This is a genomic window from Streptomyces sp. NBC_01410 (assembly GCF_045040195.1).
Taxonomy (GTDB): domain Bacteria; phylum Actinomycetota; class Actinomycetes; order Streptomycetales; family Streptomycetaceae; genus Streptomyces.
Genome location: NZ_CP109530.1, coordinates 8,253,722 through 8,276,257 on the forward strand (window position 1 = coordinate 8,253,722; position 22,536 = coordinate 8,276,257).

The 22,536-nt window shown below is 67.1% G+C and carries 23 protein-coding genes; 10 read left to right on the plus strand and 13 right to left on the minus strand.

Annotated features, from left to right (window positions below):
• Nucleotides 1-202: 202 nt before the first annotated feature.
• From OG741_RS37550 to OG741_RS37560, 3 genes are all read right to left on the minus strand, one after another.
• On the minus strand, nucleotides 203-838 hold the full coding sequence (locus OG741_RS37550) for a hypothetical protein (protein ID WP_405593898.1): 636 nt from the start codon (nucleotides 836-838) through the stop codon (nucleotides 203-205).
• Complete coding sequence (locus OG741_RS37555; RefSeq protein WP_405593896.1) at nucleotides 835-1,383, minus strand: sigma-70 family RNA polymerase sigma factor; 549 nt, start codon at nucleotides 1,381-1,383, stop codon at nucleotides 835-837. The genes OG741_RS37550 and OG741_RS37555 overlap by 4 nt, the downstream gene beginning before the upstream one ends.
• A gap of 385 nt (nucleotides 1,384-1,768) precedes the next feature.
• Entirely contained in the window at nucleotides 1,769-1,918 is a 150-nt protein-coding gene (locus OG741_RS37560) for a hypothetical protein (protein ID WP_405593894.1), read from the minus strand.
• A gap of 758 nt (nucleotides 1,919-2,676) precedes the next feature.
• Here OG741_RS37560 and OG741_RS37565 point away from each other — a divergent pair.
• Nucleotides 2,677-3,255 (plus strand): RNA polymerase sigma factor, encoded by a 579-nt coding sequence (locus tag OG741_RS37565; RefSeq protein WP_405593891.1) that lies wholly within the window; start codon nucleotides 2,677-2,679, stop codon nucleotides 3,253-3,255.
• Entirely contained in the window at nucleotides 3,252-3,923 is a 672-nt protein-coding gene (locus OG741_RS37570; protein WP_405593889.1) for a hypothetical protein, read from the plus strand. The genes OG741_RS37565 and OG741_RS37570 overlap by 4 nt, the downstream gene beginning before the upstream one ends.
• Nucleotides 3,924-4,100: 177 nt before the next feature.
• Here the strand turns inward: OG741_RS37570 and OG741_RS37575 are convergent, their stop codons facing one another.
• Nucleotides 4,101-4,388, minus strand: a complete 288-nt coding sequence (locus OG741_RS37575) for a hypothetical protein (protein WP_175331491.1) — start codon at nucleotides 4,386-4,388, stop codon at nucleotides 4,101-4,103.
• 574 nt (nucleotides 4,389-4,962) lie between these two features.
• On the opposite strand from OG741_RS37575, the gene OG741_RS37580 reads away from it, so the two are divergent.
• Nucleotides 4,963-6,000 carry a hypothetical protein gene (locus tag OG741_RS37580; RefSeq protein ID WP_405593886.1) on the plus strand — a complete coding sequence of 346 codons (1,038 nt, stop codon included), beginning with the start codon at nucleotides 4,963-4,965 and terminating at the stop codon, nucleotides 5,998-6,000.
• Between the two features lie 97 nt (nucleotides 6,001-6,097).
• Nucleotides 6,098-6,439 carry a hypothetical protein gene (locus OG741_RS37585; protein ID WP_405593884.1) on the plus strand — a complete coding sequence of 114 codons (342 nt, stop codon included), beginning with the start codon at nucleotides 6,098-6,100 and terminating at the stop codon, nucleotides 6,437-6,439.
• Between the two features lie 485 nt (nucleotides 6,440-6,924).
• Here OG741_RS37585 and OG741_RS37590 read toward each other — a convergent pair whose 3' ends face one another.
• The 8 genes from OG741_RS37590 to OG741_RS37625 all read right to left on the minus strand — a co-directional run bounded on the left by OG741_RS37590 (nucleotide 6,925) and on the right by OG741_RS37625 (nucleotide 16,658).
• Nucleotides 6,925-7,503 carry an SUKH-4 family immunity protein gene (locus OG741_RS37590; protein WP_405593882.1) on the minus strand — a complete coding sequence of 193 codons (579 nt, stop codon included), beginning with the start codon at nucleotides 7,501-7,503 and terminating at the stop codon, nucleotides 6,925-6,927.
• An 18-nt stretch (nucleotides 7,504-7,521) separates the two neighbouring features.
• Nucleotides 7,522-9,063, minus strand: coding sequence for a nucleic acid/nucleotide deaminase domain-containing protein (locus OG741_RS37595; RefSeq protein WP_405593880.1), 1,542 nt, complete (start codon nucleotides 9,061-9,063; stop codon nucleotides 7,522-7,524).
• A gap of 116 nt (nucleotides 9,064-9,179) precedes the next feature.
• On the minus strand, nucleotides 9,180-10,832 hold the full coding sequence (locus tag OG741_RS37600) for a hypothetical protein (protein WP_405593878.1): 1,653 nt from the start codon (nucleotides 10,830-10,832) through the stop codon (nucleotides 9,180-9,182).
• A complete protein-coding gene (locus tag OG741_RS37605) occupies nucleotides 10,829-11,716 on the minus strand; it encodes a nucleic acid/nucleotide deaminase domain-containing protein (protein ID WP_405593876.1) in 888 nt (295 codons plus the stop codon). Before OG741_RS37605 ends, OG741_RS37600 begins: the two co-directional genes overlap by 4 nt.
• A gap of 718 nt (nucleotides 11,717-12,434) precedes the next feature.
• Nucleotides 12,435-12,593 carry a hypothetical protein gene (locus tag OG741_RS37610; protein ID WP_405593873.1) on the minus strand — a complete coding sequence of 53 codons (159 nt, stop codon included), beginning with the start codon at nucleotides 12,591-12,593 and terminating at the stop codon, nucleotides 12,435-12,437.
• 119 nt (nucleotides 12,594-12,712) lie between these two features.
• Complete coding sequence (locus OG741_RS37615; protein WP_405593871.1) at nucleotides 12,713-13,375, minus strand: response regulator; 663 nt, start codon at nucleotides 13,373-13,375, stop codon at nucleotides 12,713-12,715.
• Nucleotides 13,375-15,492: a histidine kinase gene (locus tag OG741_RS37620; protein ID WP_405593869.1), complete on the minus strand. Its 2,118-nt coding sequence runs from the start codon at nucleotides 15,490-15,492 to the stop codon at nucleotides 13,375-13,377. The genes OG741_RS37615 and OG741_RS37620 overlap by 1 nt, the downstream gene beginning before the upstream one ends.
• 107 nt (nucleotides 15,493-15,599) lie before the next feature.
• Complete coding sequence (locus OG741_RS37625) at nucleotides 15,600-16,658, minus strand: hypothetical protein (RefSeq protein WP_405593867.1); 1,059 nt, start codon at nucleotides 16,656-16,658, stop codon at nucleotides 15,600-15,602.
• 185 nt (nucleotides 16,659-16,843) lie between these two features.
• Between OG741_RS37625 and OG741_RS37630 the strand changes: the two genes are divergently transcribed.
• From OG741_RS37630 to OG741_RS37650, 5 genes are all read left to right on the plus strand, one after another.
• Entirely contained in the window at nucleotides 16,844-17,107 is a 264-nt protein-coding gene (locus OG741_RS37630) for a helix-turn-helix transcriptional regulator (protein ID WP_405593864.1), read from the plus strand.
• 159 nt (nucleotides 17,108-17,266) lie between these two features.
• Complete coding sequence (locus OG741_RS37635) at nucleotides 17,267-18,124, plus strand: DUF6083 domain-containing protein (RefSeq protein WP_405593862.1); 858 nt, start codon at nucleotides 17,267-17,269, stop codon at nucleotides 18,122-18,124.
• A 118-nt stretch (nucleotides 18,125-18,242) separates the two neighbouring features.
• The gene (locus tag OG741_RS37640; RefSeq protein ID WP_405593861.1) at nucleotides 18,243-18,716 is read left to right on the plus strand and encodes a hypothetical protein; all 474 of its coding nucleotides are present in this window, start codon (nucleotides 18,243-18,245) and stop codon (nucleotides 18,714-18,716) included.
• Nucleotides 18,713-20,197: a UvrD-helicase domain-containing protein gene (locus tag OG741_RS37645; protein ID WP_405605322.1), complete on the plus strand. Its 1,485-nt coding sequence runs from the start codon at nucleotides 18,713-18,715 to the stop codon at nucleotides 20,195-20,197. Before OG741_RS37640 ends, OG741_RS37645 begins: the two co-directional genes overlap by 4 nt.
• Before the next feature lie 121 nt (nucleotides 20,198-20,318).
• On the plus strand, nucleotides 20,319-20,711 hold the full coding sequence (locus OG741_RS37650; protein ID WP_405593859.1) for a hypothetical protein: 393 nt from the start codon (nucleotides 20,319-20,321) through the stop codon (nucleotides 20,709-20,711).
• A gap of 111 nt (nucleotides 20,712-20,822) precedes the next feature.
• Here OG741_RS37650 and OG741_RS37655 read toward each other — a convergent pair whose 3' ends face one another.
• A complete protein-coding gene (locus OG741_RS37655) occupies nucleotides 20,823-21,662 on the minus strand; it encodes a hypothetical protein (protein WP_405593857.1) in 840 nt (279 codons plus the stop codon).
• A 311-nt stretch (nucleotides 21,663-21,973) separates the two neighbouring features.
• Here OG741_RS37655 and OG741_RS37660 point away from each other — a divergent pair, with 311 nt between their 5' ends.
• The gene (locus OG741_RS37660; RefSeq protein ID WP_405593856.1) at nucleotides 21,974-22,534 is read left to right on the plus strand and encodes a hypothetical protein; all 561 of its coding nucleotides are present in this window, start codon (nucleotides 21,974-21,976) and stop codon (nucleotides 22,532-22,534) included.
• Nucleotides 22,535-22,536 lie beyond the last annotated feature (2 nt).

Below are 22,536 nucleotides of genomic sequence, written 5' to 3' on the forward strand. Positions count from 1 at the left end.
CCGGTGGAGCCGGTGCCGGCGGTGGACCTGATGGCCGAGCTGGAGGCGAGCGTACGAGCGGCGAGAGCCAAGCGGGGCGAGTTTTGGTCTGCTCAGAGAGGAGGGCGGCGGCTGCCTCTGCCGAGACAGCCGCCGCTCGCTGAAGACCTCCTCACCCGCTCTCTCTGCACGAGAGAGCTAAGGGATCACCAAAGAATCTTCTTCAAATACGCCTTCCTCCATCTGCTACCTGGTCAGGGTTGGAAAGGAACTGCTCGATCTCCCCGAAAAGATCGTTCAGTTCCTTTTCTGCGACACGCTCACGACTGCAGAGACTCCTTAAGACTCTGACCTGGCGGAGCATGAACTGTTCACGGAATAGGCGTCTTTCCTTGATCGCCTCATCTGGAACATCACTTACCACCCCCAAATCCTCTTTGAGAATCTCTAGATAGTCCCGCGCGTCCTCATCGCCAGAGGCGGCAGCCCTGCACCACCAGCGGTAGGCGACCTTTAGGTCACCGATTGCCTCTGCGATCTCAGCGACTCTTCTCGCCTCAGCAGACGTGATCGGGGATTTCGTCTCTTTGTTGATTAGCTTGACCAGCTCCAAGAGACGTTCTCGCTGACGGCCATTGGCGATGAGATCACCGATGAGATCACGCACACGGAACGGGCGTTCATCCCACACCAGGCAGGCCCCGGCCGGGGGCCGGCCCGAAGGCCGACCCCCCTGGTGAATGAGCAGGTCAGAGACCTCGCCCAACCCGGTTTCCTCACACATTGCCTGGTCAAAGAGCTCCAGCAGGACCAGGCGGGCGAACGCCTCTCGCTCTTCATCAAACATCCAACTGCTCATGCTGACACCTCCTCGGATGACTCAACCATTGTCCTCTCCAACCGTCGGCGGGCCGTCCTGAGATACCTCTGGACGGTTTCCACATCGACGTTCATCTCCTTCGCTACTTGCTCTAGCGGAAGTTCCCTCACCACCGCGAGGTTGACGACCTGCCTCTGACGCTCGGGCAACTCCGAGATGAACTTGTAGATCTCGGCCCGCAGTTCAGCAACAAGAACTGATTCCGGAATACCCAGCGACGAGGTTCCATCGGGAAGGTCTTCCGGCGGAACCGGGATGATCGGGAGCTTCTTGTTAGCTCGAAACTCATCAATGATTACGTGCGAAAGAACCTTACGACTATACTGAACTAGTCGACTGTCACTGATTTCACCCAACTCGGGAAATCGTTTGAATACCTTCTCCATGGTGATCTGAACCGCGTCTTCAGCAAAGTCTCGGTCAGATGATCTCGCCATAGCTGCCGACAATAATGGACGTCTCAGAGCGGCGAACCGCTTGTCGGGGTCACTGTCGAAGGCGGGTGGGCACGTTTCTTCGGTCATGGTGACCTCCGTTCACGCATCACCCACGGCAGCGTGCCATGGCGGGTGGTGTACGCACCGTCCCCCCATGGGATCTCAGGCCAAGCCATCGGGCTCAGCTCCCTTCTGTGAGGTGTCTTCAGCGATGAAGGCAGCGCCTTCACCCGCCTACACGTCAGAAGGGCCTGGATCCGGATGCCCGAGGACGAACTTTTCCAGCCGGATGAAGACCAAGGTCAGTTAGCACACCAGTGGGCCGCACGGTCGGGGCGGATTGCCGTCACTGTGACTGCAATCCGCCCCGACCGAGTCACCGGCACCCAGCGCAGCCGCGTCCAGCGTCAGGTCTCGAAGGAACTGGCCGCTGCACGCCGCCGCGCTGGGTGCTCCAACGCTCGGCACGGCGTTACAACTTCAGGAACGCCAGAAGCACCACGAAGGCGGCGACGGCAAGAGTGATAGCCGGGATCAGGGACGGGTTGGAAACCGCAAGGTAGGCGGCGAAGGCCGCTCCCATCACTGCGATCGCGATGGGCGTGCGCTCGTTGCTGGGCACTGGGTTGCCTCCAAGACATCGTGGACGAATATGCGTTGGAGGGCCGCATCGAGCGGGTGACTGCCTCTCCGTAGACGTACACGTCCGAGGGGCCCGGAACCGGATGCCTGACGGCCAGGTCGGCCGGGCCGAGCGAGATTCCACGTCTCCCAGGGGGCGGCGTGCCCCGGCGTGCCCCGGCGCGGACGGCGGCCGACCACGACGATGCCTGTTCGCGTCGGGGGATGCCGACCTACGTAGTCGCAGGCCCAGCAGGCTGCCCCTTCAACGGCGGTCTGGAGACGACACGTAGCGCCCAGTCGCGGCCTGAAGGCGTCTAGCACGGCCGCTTGCCTGCGCGGGGTGAGATGGGCGGCGGCGGTGCGCTGGCGGAGACTCTGCCTGATGCCGGTCAAGCTGCTCAAGTGCTGGTCGCTTCGCCAACAAGCGATCGGTTCGGCTCGCAGTGCGTCGCTCCCCGCCCAATTGGTGTGTGATCTGGGCCACTTCAGTGCCTGAGCTGGCAGCCCTGCCGCGCCCGCCCATGTGGAATCGCCGCTGTTCAGCCTCTATTTCGTGCCTCCACCTGGCTGGATGATCTACCTCATCGTGGCCAAGGGTGAGCAGTCGGTAATCCTTTTTCCCGTGGGGCGTGAGTGTTCGGCCGCCGAAATCGCTTAGGTGGGTGGTGAGACCCAACGGGCCTCCGGTACGCCAGAGTTGACGTGCTGCCCCTCCTTCAGAGGATCCGTGATGACCCACACTCATGGGAGGCCGGCTTGAACGGCGAGCACGTCCATGAGGGCGATGCCACGCCGTGCGGCAGGTTCACGCAACCGGTGCGCGACCCGCTGGCGCTCCCGCTGGACTTCGAAGCGTTCTACCTCGGACATCAGGAACTCTTCCACGGCTACGCGCACATACAGCTCGGCAGCCGCAGCGCCGCGGAAGACGTTGTCCACGCCGTGTTCCTGGACATCCTCACCAGCTGGGACGACCTTCTGCAGGCCGGGAACTTCGAGCAGCGGGCCTGGGCGATCGTTCGCCGGACCGTGGACGAGCGGCTGGAGAGCGAGGGCCGCGGCCCGGCCTTTGTCACCACCGTGCTCGGCGCCGCCCGGGACAAGCTCAGCCTGATGGACGGCAACACGGGACTGTACGAAGCCATCGCCGCCCTCCCGCCCCGGCAGTTCGACGTCATAGTGCTGCGTCACCTCCTCGGCTACCCGCCGTCCCGAATCGCGTGGTTCATGGGCCTCAACGAGCGCACCGTCGACTACCACGGCCGCAAGGCCAAGGAACGGCTCCGCGTCCAGCTGGGACTGCCCGCCGACACGAAGAAAGGGGAGCGCACATGACCTCCGCCATCGATGACCTTCTGGCAGACGCCGCTGTCTCCCCTCCCGTCCCCCGCACCTTCAGTGTCCCGGCAGCGCTGTGCCGACTGGCGGCCGAGGCCGCACTGGCGGCACCCGCGGCCGAGGTGTACAGGGCATCGCAGGCAGGACAGCGCCTGGGCATAGTCTCTCGCTGGGTCCTCAACGAGCCGGGCGCCGCGCTGCACATGGATCGACTGGCAGCCGATCCCGAAGCGGGCATCCACTTGACCGAGGATCAGCTCGACATCGAGGGCGCGCTCGTCTTCGCCTGCCTGCTCTATCTCACCGGCCACCCCGAAAGCGCCCAGTTCTGGTGGCAGATCGCCGCCGGCGCCGGTCATCGGGCAGCCGCCTACTGCCTGCATCTGCACCACCTCGAGCTGGGCGAGAGCAGGGAGGCGCAGCACTGGTACCGGCAGGTCATCCATGCTTCCACTGGCGCTTCAGCGCCGGACGGCGAATTCCTCGAAGGTCTGGAGATCTTCGCCCGCTACGTTCGGCACAACGGATCAGCGGCCAGCCCGCCCACTGGCGGACTGGAAGCCGAGATCAACCGGCTCGCCTCCCGTAACAGTGGATGCGCCATCGTCAGCCGACCTGACCGGCGCCTGGCTGAACGGCTCCACGACTTTTGCGCCCGTCGCTGACCGGCTCAGGTGCCGGCCGCAGCTGTGGGGGCGCCGCGACGTGCGGGGCCCGCACGGGCGGGCCCCGCCTCCGTCGCTGCGCAACTGTGTGGTCAGTGGTGCGTGTGAGGGAATCAGGCCTTGATTCCTCTGCCGGAGAGGAGGCTGCCGCATCCCGCGACGCTGCAGGCGTGCTGTTCACGATGCGATGGCCGCTGCTTCCTCGTCGTCCAGGACGGCAGCGACTTGTTCCTGAGCACGCTGGATGTGAGCCCTGCTCGCTTCCTGGAACTCCGGGGTCCGCACCTGGGTGCGGATGTGCTCCTCGACGGCTTCGCGGATCACCGCGTTGGCGGTCGCGTCCTTGACGGCGGCGAAGGCGTTCACTTTTTGCAACAGCCGTTCCGGGAATCGCACCGAGACGACGACGTGGCGCTCTTTGTCCTTCGGGCGGACGGTCGGACGAGTCTGCTGGGTATCGGGCACAAAGATCCCTCTCTCATAAGGGAGGCGCGCCAGCCGCTCCGGCCAGGGACAAGATGGCGTGCCTCCTGCTGCAAGTCGTACGCGGGCATGCGGGTGCCAAGGTGGAGGTTTTCTCCGCCGGTCCAGCGTAGTGGTTCTGTAGTGTCATAGTGCGCGTCTTTTGTAGTTGCGTTCGCTACATGACGAGAAACTGTCGCCTCTGTAAGTCCCCGACCTGAAGCCTGGTCAAACGGCTGTGCCGCTGCGCGTGGTGGGCGCCGCGGCATCAGCTGCCCCGACTCGGCTCGTCCAGCCGGCCCGCCAACCTCGGCGTCAGCCCAGGTCGATCGGGGTGGGAAGGCTTTCCCCGCGACTGATGGGTGATCGATTCCGCATGACCCGCCGCCACTTGGCGCGATTCCGGGCACCGCGCGGCGCGCGACGTCGGCGGTCTCCGCGGTGGTGCGCGGGGGCGGGTAGGCCGACAAGATGGCCAAGTGGCCTACTGGAGGTGGAAACTCGCAAAGGTGCGCGCGAAAGGTAGTGTGGTTCCGAACACTGATCGTTGATCCAATCTCACTGTACGGAGGCACTGGTGAAGACGCATGGCGGTCCCGCTGGCGGCGCTCAGCCGCCGCTCCACGTCTCGTCCGCGATAGCCCGGGGCGTTGCCGAGACGGCCGTCGATTCCATCAGCGGCATCCGGACCGGACTGTCCCGGGACCCGGACGTCAACGACGCGCAGGATCTGGTCCCCGGCCCGCGCACGAACGAAGAGCAAGTCGCTCTGCTGCGCGACGAGTACACCCCCGATCCCGGCCGCCGGCCGCCGGCGGGAGTTCCGGGGGCCGCCGAGTTCTGGGAGACGACGGCCCAGGCCGCGCGCGAACAGGTCTTCACGGACATCCGCGCCGGGTTGACGGCCTTCAGCGCCTCCGCGGCCATGGACGTCGAACTCGTCGGTGCGAAAGGCGACACCGAGGACCGGATCGCCCTCGTGCGCCAGTGCGTGCTGGACGACCGGCCGGTGGTCTCGATCTCCTTCACCGGCTCGCTCAGGGACCTGCTGATCACCGGCAATCCTCGCGTGATGTCGCTGTCCATCCTCGTCAAGGTGCCCGGTGCGCAGCTGACCGCCGCCGTGGCCACCGCCCACTCTGGCCTCACCGCGGACTGCTCCTCCGCCTACCGGCTCCGCCTGCCCGAAGGGGAGTGGGAGGAGCTGAGCGAGGACACCAGTCGGCAGCCCGCCGAGCAGGGCTACATCGTTCTGCCCCGGCAGATGATCCGCTTCGCATCCGTCCTCGAGGAGCACTACCCCCACATCGACTACGTGCACGACACCTGCTCGGCGATCACCGAGGCCCTCCTCAGCCACAACGTCCCGGTGGCCATGCACTACTCCGGCACGGTGCTCGACTCCGCCATCGTCCTCGTAGCTGCCGCGCACGGGCTCGCTGTACGGCCCCTCGCCGACGCCAGCCGGATGCTGCCGTCGTGGAAGGGCTCGCAGCTGCTCATGAACACCCTGAAGGAGGGCGGGGACATCCCCGACCTCATCGTCGCGCGCGACGAGATGACGGCAAAGACCCTCGACCAGCGCCTGGGCCGCGGTCGCCGTGGCCGGCCCTGACGCTTCTCCGGCAACCCGGCGCCGCACCCAGCGGCGTCGAGCCCGGACCCAGCACCACCGCAGTACCCCTGTCCCCCTGGAACAGAAGGACCCGCAGGTGAACGATTCTGAGGGCAACGAGCCCGTCCCGCTGAGCCTCGTCCCGTCCGACTCTCCGTGGTTCCGCAAGGTCGGGATCCGTATCCCCGTCCTGCCGCCGCGTATCCGCCAGCGCATCTACGGCGCCGTGGCACCGACCGCGATCGTGACCGTCGGCGTCCTGTACTTCACAGGCCAGTTGACCTCACGCCGTGACGTCGCTGTCGCGCTCATCGTGACCGCCTTCATCGTCGTGCTCGGTGCGACGCACACCATCGCCCGCGCGATCACCGGCAAGGCCGTCATCCGCAACGCGCTGCCAGGCGCGGAGGGTGGCATGGCGAGGCGGAAGGCGGGCTGAACCGCCGCCCGCCCGCCCGCTGCCTCTTCAGAACGAGGACCGCTGCACCCGGTGCACGGTCCTCGCTGATCGTCAGGGCCCCGAGGTTCGGCGCGTATTTCGCCCGGGCTACGGCCGTTCACGGCCGGGCGCGTTCCGTGGCGATGCCACGGTCGGTCATGCGCCAGGGGGTGAGGGCCGGCTATCGGGTGCGGCTGCCACCGCCTGTCCAGGGAGTGGGCCGGCTCGTTGAGCGGCGCGCGGAATCCGGAGCGGTGACGACCTGCGTGGTGCCGACGGTGAGAACGTCTCCAGCCTTCACTCATCACGTCATCGATGATCTGGTCCGCGTCACCCCTCGTGGACGGCAAGTTCCGCGTGGGCGGGGCTCCTTGATCAAATCAGCCGTACCCGGAGGACGACCCTTGATGTGGCGTTCGCGCCCCACGGCCAGCAAACTGCTGGGCTGCCTCAGCCGGGATGAGACCGGAAGACGATGGGGGTGCCTATCCCCACATGCCGAAGGAAATCTCTTCGAAGAGTTTTTCCCATTCACTGTCGGCGCTTGCGAAGGGTGTGGGGTCGACTTCGGTGATGCGCTGTTTCATGCGTTCTGCTGCCTCGGCGCCGGCGGCACCTTCGTCGTCGTGCGGCAGGTTCTTGTAGTCGGCCTTCCCCTGCTCCAGGACGAGAAGGGAGTGGACGAGCGATGACACGTCGGCGTGCATGGGCACGTAGAACTCTTCCCCTTCGGGGAAGGCGTAGATCTTGCCGTCTCGTGGGTCGAGCGCGACGGTGGCGTAGATGAAGCCGCCCAGCACTTCCCAGCCTTCGGCCTCAGGTGGGCATTCTGCTCCGTCGGCCTCGAAGTGTGCTTTGAGGGTCGGGGAGTTGCTGAGCCGTGGGGATGCCTGGTTCTCCAGGTCGAGCCTTGGGGAGTAGAAGGAGTTCTCGGGCAGGCCGACACAGGACAGGAACCTGGCGGTGGGCTCGTGGAGGTGGCCACCGGCTGTGCGCGGGAAGTAGGTGACGGCCGTGAGTCCGAACGTCTCGATGACCGTGGAGGCAGGGATGTGGGTCAGCATGCGGTCGTCTTCCCGGGGTTACGGATGTCCTTGTTCCTGGTGTTGCTTCTTCAAGTCTCTCATGTAGTCACGATGCTCCTTGTCCCGTGCGGTGGACCTGTCTGCTTGGTCGTAGTCATTGGCGTATTCGACTTCGAGTGCTGGGTTTTTCGACTTGAAATGTATGTCGAGCCATTGGTCGCATTTGGGGCTGAGCTGGCAGGGTTCTCGTTCGGTGTAGACCGTCTGGATGTGTTTCTCCTGTCCGTGCCGGAGGACCGGGTAGCCGATGAGCCGTTCGGAGTGCGGTCCTCCGCTGTCGCCGACCAGGATGACGGGCTTGCCTGTCTGCGGGTTGATGTAGCGGGCCGCGGCGAAGTTGGTGCCGCCGTAGTCCTGTTTGGCGAAGCGCGCGATTTCGGTGGCGCGTGACAGATCGCTGCTGCCGGGCTGGATCTTGGTGGAACTGATGGCCGGTCCGGTACGGCCTCGCGGGACGGTGTAGGGGTTGTCTCCCTTGGGAGGGCGCCAGATCGTTCCGTCCTTCTCGAGGATGTTCCAGATCCCGGACTTGTCCGTGCGGGAGACGTCGCCGGTTGTGCCGTTCGCGCTGAGTGTCTGGACGGAGCCGTCCGCGTTGAGGAGGTACATGGGGGTGTCCCCGCTGTCCACCTTGCAACGGTCGAGGTCGCGCTTGCGCTCTTCGTCCTCCTTCCGCTGGTCGCGTTTGCTCTTGTCGATCTTGCCGCCGTGGTCTTCGAGGGTCTTGACCATTTCGTCGGACTTTTTGTCGACCGCGTCCTCGGCCTTGTCCATGACGGTGGCGAGCTTGTGGAAGCGGCTGTCCTTCTTGACCGACGTCTTGCGGTGGGTCCCGCCGCCTTTGAAGGTGCCTTTTTTCCTGTCGAAGTTGTCCGCTGTCTTCTTGTAGTCGCCTGACGCGCGGTCGAACTCGTCGAACTCGATCACGAGATCCTGGGCCATGTCCGCCTCGCCCGAGGCCATCACGTCGTAGGTGGCGCCGGCGCCGAGACGGTCGCTGAAGAGTTCTTCGATCTCCGCAAGGATCTTGGCCTCGATCTTGTCGGTGACTATGGCCGTGATCTCGCCGATCGCGTAGTCGATCGCCTCCTGGATGATGAGGCGCGCCGCTGCTATGGCGGCCGCGGAGAGCAGGCCGCTGAGTCCGGCGGTGAAGAACATGCCGATGACGCCTGCGGTCGCGGTAGCGGCCGTGGCGGTGAGTTTGGCGATGATGGCGATTTTGCAGGTGAGGATGAGCCCAGCGCACTCGTCGAGCGCGTCGGCCAGTTCGTCGCAGCCTTTGGCGAACGTGGCGAGGTCTCTGGTGGTAAGCCTGCCCCAACGCCGGTCGATGGCGGCGACGGTGGCACCTTTGCTCTTGCCGCCGACGATGTGCGAGCAGGCGTTGTTGCCTTCCTTGACCGCGTCGCGGATGCCGTCGGCTAGGTTCCGGTAGTCCTTGGCCGAGGACTTGACCTCGTCCTCGTCGATCTGTGGCCAGTCGATGCCGATCAGGTCCAGGACCTCGACCAAGTCGTCCGGCAGCTGTTTCCCCACGCGTTGAACCCCCGTCGTCGGCGTCGTCTCGTCAGCCTCGACTGTGGCCTGAATGATCGTCAACTCGGTTGGGCCGGGGGGAATGGATCAAGCCAGTGACTGGCTGATTAGTGGCGTCAGAGGGTGGTTGGTTGGCGGATCCGGGGCGAGAGTCGCACGACCGTCTCGTCCATGCCCACCACCACAGAACCCTGCGTCGTGACTGCCACGGCGCGGACCGGAGCGCCTGGGCGGAAGCGCAAATGGCCGCCCGTGTCCGGCTGGTGGAGTTCCACGAGCCCATCAGCCCACGCCACAGCGACGAGGGGGCCCTCGTCTCCGTAGGTGGCGTCAAGCGCCACCACCGATTGCCGACGCTCCACCACCGGCAGGCGCATCGGATCCTCAAGGGGCGACCACGCGCGCACCTTGCCATCCACGCCGCCGCTGTAGACGACTGGCAGCATCGTCCCGTCGTCAACCGGCAGACTCACCACGGCCACTGCGCTGACCGGCCCGTCATGGAGCGCCGCCCTAGCGACCGCTTCACCGGAAACCCGCACCGTCCCCAGAGCGTCTCCGAGCGCGACCACGTCTCCAGCGGAAGCGAGCGCAGTACCCGCCTGTCCCTGAAGCGAGGTGATGAGGCCGTCGGCTTCGTCCGGGCCCTCCAGCAATGCCTCCATGCCGGAGCCGGACTTCTTCTGCGCTCCGGAACGGTCCGCATGGACGCCTCCGGCCTCGCCCAGCACCAGCAACGTGCCGTCCAGCAATACGGCGAGCGCTGACACCACCCCCACCGCCGGTGACAGGCGCCCATGCGGCACGCCGTCGCGCAAGGTCAGGATTCGTACGGTGCCGAGGTGATCCGCAGCGAGGACGGTGCCATCCAGCGAACCTTCTCCCAGCGTCAGGGCGGCCACCGGGCCGGTCCACGGCGGAGTCACGTCCCCCTTGGTCAGGGTCCAGTCCACCTGCCACGGAGCCTCGTCAGCGAGCCCGGCGAGAGCAGGTCTCAGCCGGGGATCGGCCATGTCGCCCAGTGCGGCCAGGAGTACCAATGCCCGGGTGGCGGGTGTCTGTTCACGGCACAGGGACTGTCCTGCCTTCAACCATGAAGATCGCAGTCCGCCGTGATCCTCTGCCGCATCTGCCTCGTACAGCGCCGTGACGACCCAAGGGTCGGCCGCGCACACAGCCTCTGGGCTGGAGAGGTCCACAGGATCAGCTGCCCTCGCGCCGGCGTCAGCCTCGCCCCGCGGGGGCAGTGCGGCCTGCCATTGTTCGAAGCGGCGCGTGTCCTGCCATTGCGCGAGGTCCAGATCCAGCTCCGCGTACCCGTTGCCGGCAAGGACGCCGTGCGCGGGACTGCCTGTGCGAGCCTCGACGATCAATCGGACGTGAGGCAGCCGCGCAAGCTCGAGGACAAGTTCGGCGACAGCCCTCTCGGCGAGATCAGGAATGACGATTGCGGCCCGCCGCGTGTCCGCTGCTAGCTGCGCCACCAGCTCCCCGGGCGTGCGTGCCGACAGCCCCAGCTGAGCAGCCAGAGCCCAGACCGTGCCCCGCGCACTGCTCCCAGCAAACGGCGACACCGCATGGATGGCACGCTCGGCCGGGGTGGCGCTCCTGCTGCCATGGCGCACCAGCCACGCGAGCAGCGTCGACTTGCCGCAACCTGCAGAACCGGAGACAAGACACAGATGCGGAGCCTTTGGGTCAGCCAGCCAGCCCAGCACAGCAGCCGCAGCAGGTTCACGACCGGCGGCCGGCGGCTCCCAACGGGTCACTGCCGCCTCGCCTGCTCCGCGGCGTGCCTGATCAGCTCCTGCAGCCCTGCCTCGCGAGACTCCGCCGTACTGCCATAGTCGAAACTGTGTGTGAACTCGGCATGGGGGAACGTGGCCTGCAGCCACAGAGCGCAGTAGTGCCCCGGCATGAGACACGGCTCCAGCTCGCAGTAGACGCGGCGCACTTGCCGTGGCTGCACGCCGCTGGCGGACAGGCGCTGCCACAGAATCTCTTCCGGATGGCGTAGCCCCGGCCCGGTCGACTCGGTGACAGTCTGCCTGCTGCCCATCTCATCGACGTACTCGAAAGCAGCGGAGAACGGGAAGTTCAGGGTGTGGCGGACGTCGTCCAGGACACGGGGCCACCAGCTCTCCCGCTCCGCGAACGCCTGCCTGTCAATGCCACGCAGCTCCGCGTTCAGGTCCCGGAACACCCTGGCCGCCTCCTGTAGCCCGGAGGAGGCCGCGACCAAAGGCTGGGCTCGATCCAGAGCCAGCAGCGACGCCGCAAACGCATGAACGTCGCTGTTCACGAACATGTCCTCGCCACCCTCGACCAGCAGGACCGCCTCCACCGCGCCGTTCGGCCGGACGCACAGATGCGCCCGGCCGTCACAACCGATCCGCAGCCACCGCTCGAACTCTGCAGGAACCCGCAGCTGCAGCTCTTGAGCGGCAACAACACCGAGCGCCACCGATTCCGTGAGGCCGCGACCCTGGAAGTAGGGCGCCACCGACTGAGGCACGCCCGTGCTTTCAAGAAATGCCCGGGCCGAGCCAGGCATCTGGGCGCCAACCAGATCGGCCCGGCTGAACCGTTGCAATCCAGCGCGACCGAAGTGCTGAAACAGCTGGTCCGGCAGGCCCGGAACAGGAGAGGACATGACCACCTCGCGGATGAAGCATGCTGACTGATCCTCTCGACCCTAGACGCCGAGAGCGTGTGCCCAGTCGCTACCCCTCACCCATGGCCGTAGCTGACTTGTCTTCGGGGTCGCGTCCGCCGGAAGCCGGCCCGGGCCGGTGCTCGTCGGGTGGGATTCGGTCACCGGAGTACCTGTTCAGTCCCCGCGTGCACGTGAGTTGCGCGTCAATCGGGATGCGGTCCTCGCCGGTTCCGGTACCTCCGGAAGCTTAGGCGGCATGGCCTTTCTCCGGCCAAATCGCTTCTCGGACAGTCAAGGCTCTGGAATCTCTTGGCGTGTTCGCCTGACCCTCGCGGGGCGTGGTCCAGATTTGGAATTAATTGGGTGGTTGCTTCAGCTGTTTTGAGGCGCTTCAGCGGGGCCGGGGTGGCCTGCTCGGAGTGGCCGGTCAGCGCAAGTACGGCGGGGCCTGGCGAACACGACCTCCATCCCGTTCTGGCCTTCACGGAATTCGTCCATGCGCATCGTCACGACCCTGGCGAGAGACGGGCCGAAGAGGATGAGCATGATGCCGATGGCACGGTGGCTTAACCCGGGATTGATGTCGATCAGTACGCGCCGACCCGTCCCATGCTTGGCGGCTCCGATGTCCATCGGGGATGCCCCCAAAAGGCCTCACCCAGGGGCCTGTTGTTCAGGCTTGGGTGAGCCTTTGGCTGGTGTGCCGTGTGGAATGTTAGCCGGGTGGCTGGCCGTGCCAGGCTTGGTAGATCGTGATCACGGTGGTGATGACGGTCCCGATGGCTGGTGTCCACAGTCGTACGGTCCTGCCCCAACTCCGTGTTCTGTGCGCCGCTTCGGCTTTGCTGCCGAGCTGCCGTTGTTCCTGGTGCATCCGCCCCTCCCTTTCCGCCTTGGATCCCTCAAAATTCTCGGAATCTGTTGAGACCAGGGTGCGGTGGGAGGGTTCCCGCGGTCACGGGAGCGGTCTACCGACGCGGCGGGGTTGGTGGGTCAGGGCGGCGTTCCGAGGCCGGCTGCACGGGCTAGGGCAATGAGTTCTGCACGGTCGGTGGCCCCGAGTTTGGCCTTGATGTCGGTCAGGGCGTTCTCGACGCGTTTGTGGCTGATGCCGAGGCGGGCTGCGGCGGTGCGGGTGGTCTGTTTCGGGATGGCGATGACGTTGAGGATTTCTCTTTCTCGGGTGGTGAGTTGGGGGAAGGCTCCGTCACGGCGGGCGGTCCGTAGTTGGTCGAACCAGGGGCGCATGCGGGCGGTGTCGGAGAGGTGGAAGATCCAGGCGCCAGCCGCTACGTCACGCACCGCCCGGGTGAGCTGCGTGACATCGTCTCCGGCTTTGAGGAGGAAGCCGGAAGCACCTGCCCGCATGGCGGCCATCACCGTGGGGTCTGCTTCGTATTCCGAGTGGACCAGGACTTTGGTGCCGGGACGGGCTCGCTGGATTTCCTGGGTGGCCGACAGGCCGTCGCCGCCTGGCATCCGTACGTCCATGACGACGACATCCGGGTGGAACTCGAGTACATGGCGTAGCGCTTCACGGCCGTCGCAAGCCTCGGCCACCACAGTGATTCCGGGATCCGACTCCAGTAAGACGCGCAGGCCGTAGCGGGTGAAGGGGTGGTCGTCGGCGATCACGACGCGAATGCCCTGCTCCATCACACGCTCCTGCTCGGTTCGGCGAGGCCGGTGTCTTCTGCGCCTGGCAGACTGACGGGCAGGCATACGACGACCTCGGTACCGCCGCCACTCCGCGGCCGGATCTCGCAGCTGCCGCCGATCTCGGCGGCACGCTCGCGCATGGACCCCACCCCCACCCCCGGGCGCATCCGCGGGGGCAGGCCCTGCCCATCGTCGGCGACCGTCATCTGGAGTGCGTCGTTGCCCACTTCAAGGGATATCCAGCAGTTGGCGGCTTCCGCGTGCCGCAGCACATTCGCCACCGCCTCGACCAGGATCCAGTACGCGGCCTCTTCAACTGCCGCGGCAAGCCGGGGAATGTGCTGCGGCAGATCTGTGTGTACGGCCAGGGACACGCGGTCGGTGTAGGCCAGGACGGCCTCGCGCAGTCCGAGTTGGTCGACCGGGGAGCGCAGGCCCATGGAGATCCGGCGCAGGTCCTGCGCGCCTTGCCGGATGTGGACCAGCGCGGTGTTCAGCAGGTCGTGCGTGGCGTCGGGATTGGTCCGCAGCTTGGCGGTGGCCGCCTGCAGGGTCCAGGTGGCGCCGGTGAGGACCGGGCCGATGCCGTCATGGAGGTCGCGGGCCAGGCGTCGGCGCTCTTCCGCCCGTACAGCGACCGCGTGCTCCTGGGAGCGCAGAAGTGCCAGGGACAGCCGAACACCGGCGGCGGCCTGTGCGATGTGCCGGGCAACATCCCGTAACAGCCGCAGATCCGCGGCAGACAAAGCCTCATCGGGCGCCCGTGCTGCCACCAGCAGAGTGCCGATCTCTTCTCCCTGATGCGCCAGCGTCAGCCGCAGCGCGACCGGGGATTCGGTGCCGTGGGCGGCGACGCGTGCCGTGCCTGCGCCGGGCGCCGTGGCGTCGTCGAGTTCGATGGCCACATACGGCAGGCGCATTACCTCGGCCACCGTCGCAGCAGCCTGCGGCAGCACGCTCTTCGGATCAGTGGCCGCTTCTAGCCGGCGGCCGAGCTGGGCCAGTGCCGCATACGGGTCGTCCCGTAAGCCGTACACGAGCCGGCTGACCAGGCGCTGCAGCACGTCACGCAGCGGCTGCAGCGCAACGGCGACCACGCCGGTCGCCAGCAGCGCGGCAACCGCGGAGGCTGAGTGCTGCAGCACAAGTCCGAAGAGGCTCACGGACCCGATGTAGAGCCCGGCCACACACCCCGTCAGCCCTGCATAGAGCAGGGACCGGCTCAAGATCCGGTCGATATCGAACAGATTGTGGCGCACGATCGCGACCGCGATGGCCGCACTCAGCGCCACACTGGCCAAATCGACCGCAATCGATCCCACCACACCTTGGTTCCAGGTCACGACGAGAGCCACCATGACCACGTCCACCAGCACCGCGAACGCCATCCACTTGATCTGCTGGCGCGCTACCCCACCACTGGCGCCAAACCGCCGGAGTAGGGAGGCGCCCGCTAGTAGAAACGGACACGCGACAAGCAGGAACGAGAACACGCCTTCATTCCGGGCTGCGAACGACAGCACTGATGTGCCGACCGGATTGGGCACCGTCGGGAAGTAGTCAGGGTCAATCGGGCCCGGCACGAAGGCCGCGAACAGCATTACCAACACCCCGCAGGCGGCAACGATGCCAGCAGGCGTCCGCCAGCGTGCAGACGGCAATCGCCCATCAGGGAAGAGCAGCAGCAGGAAATAGACCGGGAAGAGGTAGAACGCGAAGGCCCAGTTCGCCACCCACGCGCCCAAGACACCCCCCGGCAGGCCTCGGGAAATCGCGTAGAGCCCGTAAGCCTCCCCCAGGGAGTCGAGGACTGCTCCGAACCCGGAGAACAACAGCAGCCATCCGATAGGGCTCTGCGGTCGGCGCCTGGCCACCACGAACCCTGGGAAGGCGTACGCAACGAGCATGACGGGCTCCACCAGGGTGAGTTCCCATGGGTGCCACTCCGGGTGGGGCATCGACCGGCTGGGAATCGCGAAGGCCACAGCCATAGCCGCCATGACGGCCGTGGCGATCCACAGGCTCCAGGCGGTTCGTTTCTGCGCCAGCTTCGCCAGCAGGGGTGTCGTGCTCGGGATCGTGTGTGCCTCTTGGTTTCCCGCGAGCTTGTTCATGGCTCACCTCCAGTACGTGCACTTTCGGCGGGCGGTGATCCCAGCAACAAGGGAGTCGTATCCCGGGAATCCGGGAGTGGCCACGACAGCATTGCGGTGAGTCGGCCTCACCCGACAGGGCGTACTGAGGGGCGTGAGGGGGCCCAGTGGAGCTCTTCGATGTGCGGGTCGCAGGCCCAGGCTTTGATCGTCCCGGCTGTGACGAGTTGATCGAGCAGCGGGCCGAGTTCTGCGGGTGTGGTGCCGCATGCGCGGCTGAGGCGGTCGGTTTCAACGCCGGTGCGTGCGTGGGCGGGGGAGTGGTGTGCGGCGAGGCCCAGTGCGGTCAGTCGTGCACTGGCGGGCAGCATTCTGAGCGGTGCTGTGAAGGCGACGCGTAGGGCCCAGTCGGCGGCACTGCGACGGTCAGCGCGGCCGGGTTCCCGTGTCAGGGGGTCGACCAACTGGGCCGTGAAGGTTTGGTCGTGCGGGCAGGTGGTGCTCTGCTGCGACCCAAGGTGGAGCCAGCGGTGGCGTTCCAACTCGTGCCAGGGCGTGGGGTCGTGGGCCAGACGCATGCCGCGCAGGAGCCCGAAGCGGAGCCGTACCTGCCCGTGGTTGTCGGCGCGCAGCACGCATTGGAGAGCGAGCAGCCGGGCCTCGGGGCTGGTGCCGGTGGGGAGGGCGGATGCCAGGTAGCTGAGCATGTCCTGGACGCGGACCTGCTCGGACGGGCCACGTCGCCGTTTGGCGCGCTTCACGCGGCCGGAGCCGGGCTTGTCACCGGGCGGATGCCGCGTCGACGGGGCAGCGAGAGCGGTGTCGGGCACGACGGCCGCGTACGGGGTGGCGGCTGCGCAGGCGGCGCAGGCATCGGCCAGGCGCCAGATGCGTCCGCCGTTTTCGCGCGTGAGGACGAGCAGGATGGGTCCGGCGCAGCCGCGGTGGCGGGTGTGCCAGCGGCAGCCGCGTTCATGGCACTGACAGATGCGCAGATGCGCGGGGAGGGCGTCGCTGTGGGCGTGCCGGGCCAGGTGTGCGAGGGCTGCCTGCCTTGCCGAGGCTGCCTGCAAGAGCTGGCCGCTGGGGGAGCATCGCGGGCAGTGGAGCACCGGTCCGCCGCGTTGGGAGCGTAGTTCGACGGTCCAGGTGCGGGGCACCGGTGGGTGCGTGGTGCACAGCCTCATGGGGCGCGCGTTCCTCCTTCCGTCGGCGCGGGGCCGCTCCGCTTACCGCTCTCCTCGATGGGGGGAGCGGGGGTGTTGGCCGCACCGTAGTGCAGACCTCTGCCCTGCCGCTGGGGCGGTCACCTGCGGAAATAGGGCAGAGGTCTGCACTGACAGGGCAGGTGTCTGCACCGTCGGATGGTGGGGTGACGATCTTCCCGCCCGACCCGAACCTCACCGCCCTCCGTTTGGAGCTGGCGCGGCTGAGGAGCGAGCGCGGCTGGACCTACGACGAACTGGCCCGCCGCAGCGGCCTGGCCAGGCGCACCCTCATCGAAATCGAGCAGGGCCGCACCATCGGATCCCTGAAGACCTGGCACGCCCTCGCTCATGCCCTGGGCGTGCCCGTCGACCACCTCTTCGCCATCCTCTGCGACGGCCACACCCCTCCCGCCGAAGCTGCGAAATAGCCCCGGCTGCACCGCTGTCGACAGATCACCCGATCCGGTCACCGACCTCGCGCACACGTGCGATGAATCGCGCATCAGTTCCCAGTGTTTGGACCGTTCGCGCGACATAGGCGGCCCGGACACCGTGCCTGCGGCGCGTCGCCTGTCACCTTCGCGGACATGTGCTCCCTCACCACCCCGTCCGGCCGACGCTGGGACGGCACCCCCGCAGCCCCTCGACACCTGCGGGCGCTGCGCGTTGACGCGGACAGCCCCAGCCGGCTCCTGCGCACCGCTCAGCCCAGCCGGTGCCCGGACTGCGGCAACTGCATCGACTGGTACACCCGCACCCAAGGACGACCCGTCGGCCTTCACCCGCAGGAACTCGCCGCAGCCGCAGTCCCTGCCTCCTGCCGCTGGCACGTCGACTCCGGCATCGCGCACGCCGCCAGCGACGGCACCCGGTGGTGCCGTATCCCGCACCCCGTCCTGTGCCCAGCACGCGAGCCCACCGAGCCGCTGACGCCGCACCTGGCCGAACTGCGCCGCCGCCTCGCGCTGCGCACCCGGCGTCTGCTCGATACTGGCGCCTTCGCGCCGCCTCCGGACGGCGAACCGACCCCTGCATCTGGGCCGGTGTGCCGGCCGGCCCGGCCCGTCGTGCAGATTCTGTACGGCCGTTACCTCGCTGCCCGCCCGGTTGATGACATCCAGTGCGTCGCCCAGACTCGCCGGCGCCACCGCTGCCCCCACCCCGTCCTCGCCGTCGAGGGCCCCGCAGGGGTCTGGGTGCTCATGCCCGCCACTGCCGCCCGCGGGCAACTGGCCCTGCCCGCCGCCGACATGGCCGTCTACGACCTCACCCACCTGCCCTATGCGGAGCAGCTGCGCTGGCGTACCCAGCGCTGCCCAGACCACGCCGCCGCCCCCGCAGCTGCGGACCTGGCGCTGGCGGACTGGGAGGTCTTCGACCCGCTGCTCCATCACAAGCACATTCACGCCCGCCTCCCCGCCACCGGCCGCCGGGAACGGCCATGAAACGCAGCCTCCAGCCAGGGCACCTGGCCGGATGAGGCGCTCTCCACCGGCCGGACAGCGCCAGTCCGCCGCCACCGGCAGACGGAGCAGTCCTCCCGTACGCCACGGAGGCGTGACCATGCCGCACCACGCTCTTGAGATCACCCTGACCCGGCCCGCCACCCAAACTGAACTCGCCCGTGCCGCCCGCGTCATGCCACTCGCCGCCAACCACGACGCCACCCGCCTGATGACCGTGGCGAAGGCGAAGGATCCCGGCCGGGCCCTCAGCCGCGCCCACCACCGCCTCAAGGACCTGCTGCCCCTCGACGTCCTCGCCACCCACTACCCGGCCCACGACGGACACGTCCTTCTCACCCCTGCCTTCAGCCCCACCGCCGACGCCTTCATCCGCCACGCCGCCGAACAGATGGGCCAGACACCCCGCGTCTTCCTCCAGCAGACCATCCACCGTGCCCTCGCCCGCCACGCCCGTCAGGAAGCCGAGCGCCTCGACCACGCCCTGAAGGCCCTGCTGGACCGCACCACCCCAGGCATGCTCTTGGCCGCCGTTGGCCGCACCCTCACCCTCTCTGGAACGCGACAATGCTGAATCCGACCGATGAACAGACCGCAGCCGCCGACGCGTTCCGCGCCGGCCACCACCTGGCCCTCCAGGCAGGCGCCGGTACCGGGAAGACCAGCACCCTTGTTCTGCTGGCCTCCGCTACCCGGCGCCGCGGGCGTTACATCGCGTTCAACAAGGCCATCGCCCACGATGCAGCCGCCCGCTTCCCCGCCACCGTGACGTGCAAGACCGCCCACGCACTCGCGTTCGCGGCGATCGGCCACCGCTATGCCCGCCGCCTCAACGGCCCCCGCCAAGCGGGCTGGAAGACCGGCACGGCCCTGGGCATCACCAAGTCCGTCCGTATCGGCGACCGCGAGGTGACGCCCAAGGCTCTGTCCCACGCCGTGCTGCGCACGGTGACCCGCTACTGCCACTCCGCCGACCGCACCCTCGCCCGCCACCACGTCCCGCATTTGCGGGGCCTCGACGACCCCGACCTGCACACCCAACTCGCCCACGTGGTTCTGCCGTTCGCCCAGAAGGCCTGGGCCGACCTCCAGCACCCCGACGACGGCGTGGTCCGCTTCGACCACGACCACTACCTGAAGATCTGGGCCCTGTCGGACCCGAAGATCGACGCCGACTTCCTCCTCCTCGACGAAGCCCAGGACACCAACCCCGTCCTCGAACACGTCTTCGCCGCCCAACGTGACCACGCCCAGCTCGTGATGGTCGGCGACTCAGCCCAGGCCATCTACGGCTGGCGCGGCGCCCGCGACGTCATGGCCGGCTTCGACGGCCACGCCTTGTCCCTGTCGCAGTCCTTCCGCTTCGGCCCCCGCCTCGCCGACGAGGCCAACCGGTGGCTCACGATCGCCGACGCGCCGATCCGCCTCGCGGGCACCGACGCGATCTCCACCTCACTCGCCCCCGTTGAGGACCCTGACGCGGTGCTGTGCCGGACCAACATCGGCGCCATGACCGAAGTCATGACCTATCTCGCCGCCGGCCAACGCGTGGCACTGGCCGGGGGAGGGGAGAGCCTGCGCGCCCTGGCAAACGCCGCCCGCGACCTCAAGGAAGGACGCCGCACCTGGCACTCCGAGCTCCTCCTCTTCCCTTCCTGGGGCGAACTGCAGGATTACGCCGAACACGACCCTGCCGGAGGTGACTTGAAGCCGTTCGTCGACCTGATCGACCAGCACGGTCCGGACGTCATCCTCGCCGCCGTCGACCAACTCACCCCCGAGGCACACGCCGACATCACCATCTCCACCGCCCACCGGGCCAAAGGCCGTGAATGGGCGAGCGTCAGGATCGCCGCCGACTTCACCCCACCCAAAGACACCGACCAGCAGGACGCCAACGGCCGCCCGATTCCCGGCCCGATCGACGACAGCGAAGCACGTCTTGCCTACGTCGCAGTCACCCGCACCCGCACTTGCCTCGACCTCGGAGGCCTGTCCTGGATCAACAACCACCCCGACGGAAACCCGTCACTCTCCCCGGACCCTGCATCGTGACTTTCCCGCGCAAAGGCGAACGAGGAGCTGCCGCCGAAGAGTTGGACCGTGCCCCCTACGTATCCGGCCAACCTCGTGCCAGAATATTGCGATCATCGCAATGGAATGAGATGATCGCATCATGCATCTCATCGACGAACTCGCCGCCCTGCGCAGTCCCATGCCCAAGCCGGGCAGTGTCACGCCGGCCGACTGCTACGACGACGCGTGTGAACAGACCGAGCAGCAGCGCAAGGACGACGCCCTCCACCTCGAGGCGGCAAGCGACGGCCTGGAGATGGACCCTCTGCTGCTGGCGCTGAACGATGCCCGGGCGGAGAAAGAGTCGGCGGACGCCCGTATCCGCCGACTGCTCGCATACGGACGGGAGTTCCACGGCACCCGCCCCTACCGACTCGAGGATCTCGCCCGGGCCGCCGGATACACCGTCTCCGGCGTGCGCACCGCGTACGCCGAGGACGAGATCAGCGATGTGGCCGCCGAGATCAACCGCAAACCGAACCGCTCGGTCTAGTCAGACGACACCGCCGACCACCTGGCCCGGCTCATCACCCGTAGCGACGGCACGGCGGGGGAACCGGCACGGGATCTGGGCCGACTTCGAACGGGAGCGGGCATCAGTCCATCAGCCCTGCGCAGTGAGCTGCCGCTCCCAGCCCTCTTCCAAAATCCGGGCGACGGATCCGACCTTCGCCAGTGCCTCGTCCGCCATCTCGTCGTCGAAGGTCCACGCGCACGGTTGGTCGTGCGCGACACGATCTTCGTCGATGAGACGGTGCGCGAACGAGTTGCGCCGGTCCTTCAGCCATGCAATGTGCGCGAAGAACTCCGTCGCGTTGATCGCTGCTGGCCACCGCGTCGCCAGCTCGTTGGCCTTCCGTGAAAGGCCTGCCCTGCGGAGGCGTTCGTCCGTGGGCCGGTCCAGCATTTGGTTCATCAGCGACTCGAGGGTCGCAACTGCCGCCACGACGATGATGCCGGCGCCGATCTGCCGCGTGTCCGTGTCAAGGGTGATCAGCGATTCATCGAGGACCAGGTCGCTCTCCCCCTCCCAGCCGGGGACTCTATGGGCACCGGTCTTGCGTTCCTCGCGCAGCTCGGCAAGATCGAGGTTGACGCTCATGTCAATCCTGTCGCGCAGCCAGGCGAGGGACGCTAGGCGGTGCTCGAAAGGGATGAAGTCGGCACGTCCGTAAAGGCTGGAGAAGTAATCATCGCCGTGATCTATCACGTACTGCCCCTTCCCCTCACGGCGTCCGCCTTCCGCTCGACCATTGTTGCGTCTCCTTTCCTGGCCTGCATGAATGATCAGCGTCCCACGGGCAGGCCGAGCGGCCGAGTGCTTTTGTGGCTGTGAATCCGCTGTCTCCGTCCTGCACGGTCCACTCGCGCTGCGCACCTGCCGCACACAATGCGACAGCAGACGAGCACGATCGCTGCGGCTCCCCAGCAACACCCGGTCCACCTCGTCCTCCTGGCACTCCATCAGCGATGCCCCGCGGCACCACCCCTCCCTGGGTGTTGCCGGTGCCGATCTGGTTGGTGCCGCGGTTGATGGTGACACTGCTGATGCTGAAGCCGGGCTGATTGGTCATGAAGTCCCGCACGTTCACATCGTCGTTGGATCCGCACTCGATCCCAGAGCCTGTCAACCGGAAGCCTGAGCCTGCTGTTGTGGGAGTTGCCGGCCACGGGCGCTCACCTCCCTGCCAGCGCTGTGTCACGGTGTGGTGACGAACCGGTTGCTCTGTGTGGCGCGCTGGAATCCTGTGGACCATGACGACGAACGAACCCGCATCGGCTGGCTCCGAGCCCGAACCGCCTCCGATGGGCCAGGGCCTCCCGAAGCCCCCTTCGGAACCGCCGCACGTGCCTGGGGCAGGCGGGAGGCGCTGGTGGTCCAACCCGCTGCTGGCTGGGTTATGCGGCCTCGTGGTGGGTGCCGGTTCCGTGGGTGGGGTCTGGTGGCTGCAGGCTTCTGGAGGGGCGGACAAGCCGGGGGTATTCACTCTCAGGGGCACGTTGCTGCTCACGACTGGGGCCACGTCGGCAACGATCGACGACAGCGAGTGCGCTGGCGGTGGTGGCTACGACGACATCGCAAGTGGCGCGTCGGTCACGGTGTACAACGCCGCGGGCGACGTCGTGGCGTCCGGGGCGCTGGGGAAGGGCGATCAGCCGGATGGATCCTCGCTGCGGGCATGCACGTTCCCGGTCAGCGTGTCGGATGTGCCGAAGGGCGAGAAGTTCTACCAGGTCGAGGTGACTCACAGGGGCAAGATCTCTGTGTCCTCGGCGGAAGCCCAGGCTGGCGGGTTCACTGCGTCGCTGGGTTGAGG

Excerpts from the sequence above, each read along its gene's own strand:
- OG741_RS37550 (WP_405593898.1), bottom strand. The coding sequence starts at position 838 with ATGAGCAGTTGGATGTTTGATGAAGAGCGAGAGGCGTTCGCCCGCCTG.
- OG741_RS37555 (WP_405593896.1), bottom strand. The coding sequence starts at position 1,383 with ATGACCGAAGAAACGTGCCCACCCGCCTTCGACAGTGACCCCGACAAG.
- OG741_RS37570 (WP_405593889.1), top strand. The coding sequence starts at position 3,252 with ATGACCTCCGCCATCGATGACCTTCTGGCAGACGCCGCTGTCTCCCCT.
- OG741_RS37590 (WP_405593882.1), bottom strand. The coding sequence starts at position 7,503 with ATGCTGACCCACATCCCTGCCTCCACGGTCATCGAGACGTTCGGACTC.
- OG741_RS37605 (WP_405593876.1), bottom strand. The coding sequence starts at position 11,716 with ATGTCCTCTCCTGTTCCGGGCCTGCCGGACCAGCTGTTTCAGCACTTC.
- OG741_RS37610 (WP_405593873.1), bottom strand. The coding sequence starts at position 12,593 with ATGCACCAGGAACAACGGCAGCTCGGCAGCAAAGCCGAAGCGGCGCAC.
- OG741_RS37615 (WP_405593871.1), bottom strand. The coding sequence starts at position 13,375 with ATGGAGCAGGGCATTCGCGTCGTGATCGCCGACGACCACCCCTTCACC.
- OG741_RS37620 (WP_405593869.1), bottom strand. The coding sequence starts at position 15,492 with ATGAACAAGCTCGCGGGAAACCAAGAGGCACACACGATCCCGAGCACG.
- OG741_RS37625 (WP_405593867.1), bottom strand. The coding sequence starts at position 16,658 with ATGAGGCTGTGCACCACGCACCCACCGGTGCCCCGCACCTGGACCGTC.
- OG741_RS37635 (WP_405593862.1), top strand. The coding sequence starts at position 17,267 with ATGTGCTCCCTCACCACCCCGTCCGGCCGACGCTGGGACGGCACCCCC.
- OG741_RS37640 (WP_405593861.1), top strand. The coding sequence starts at position 18,243 with ATGCCGCACCACGCTCTTGAGATCACCCTGACCCGGCCCGCCACCCAA.
- OG741_RS37650 (WP_405593859.1), top strand. The coding sequence starts at position 20,319 with ATGCATCTCATCGACGAACTCGCCGCCCTGCGCAGTCCCATGCCCAAG.
- OG741_RS37660 (WP_405593856.1), top strand. The coding sequence starts at position 21,974 with ATGACGACGAACGAACCCGCATCGGCTGGCTCCGAGCCCGAACCGCCT.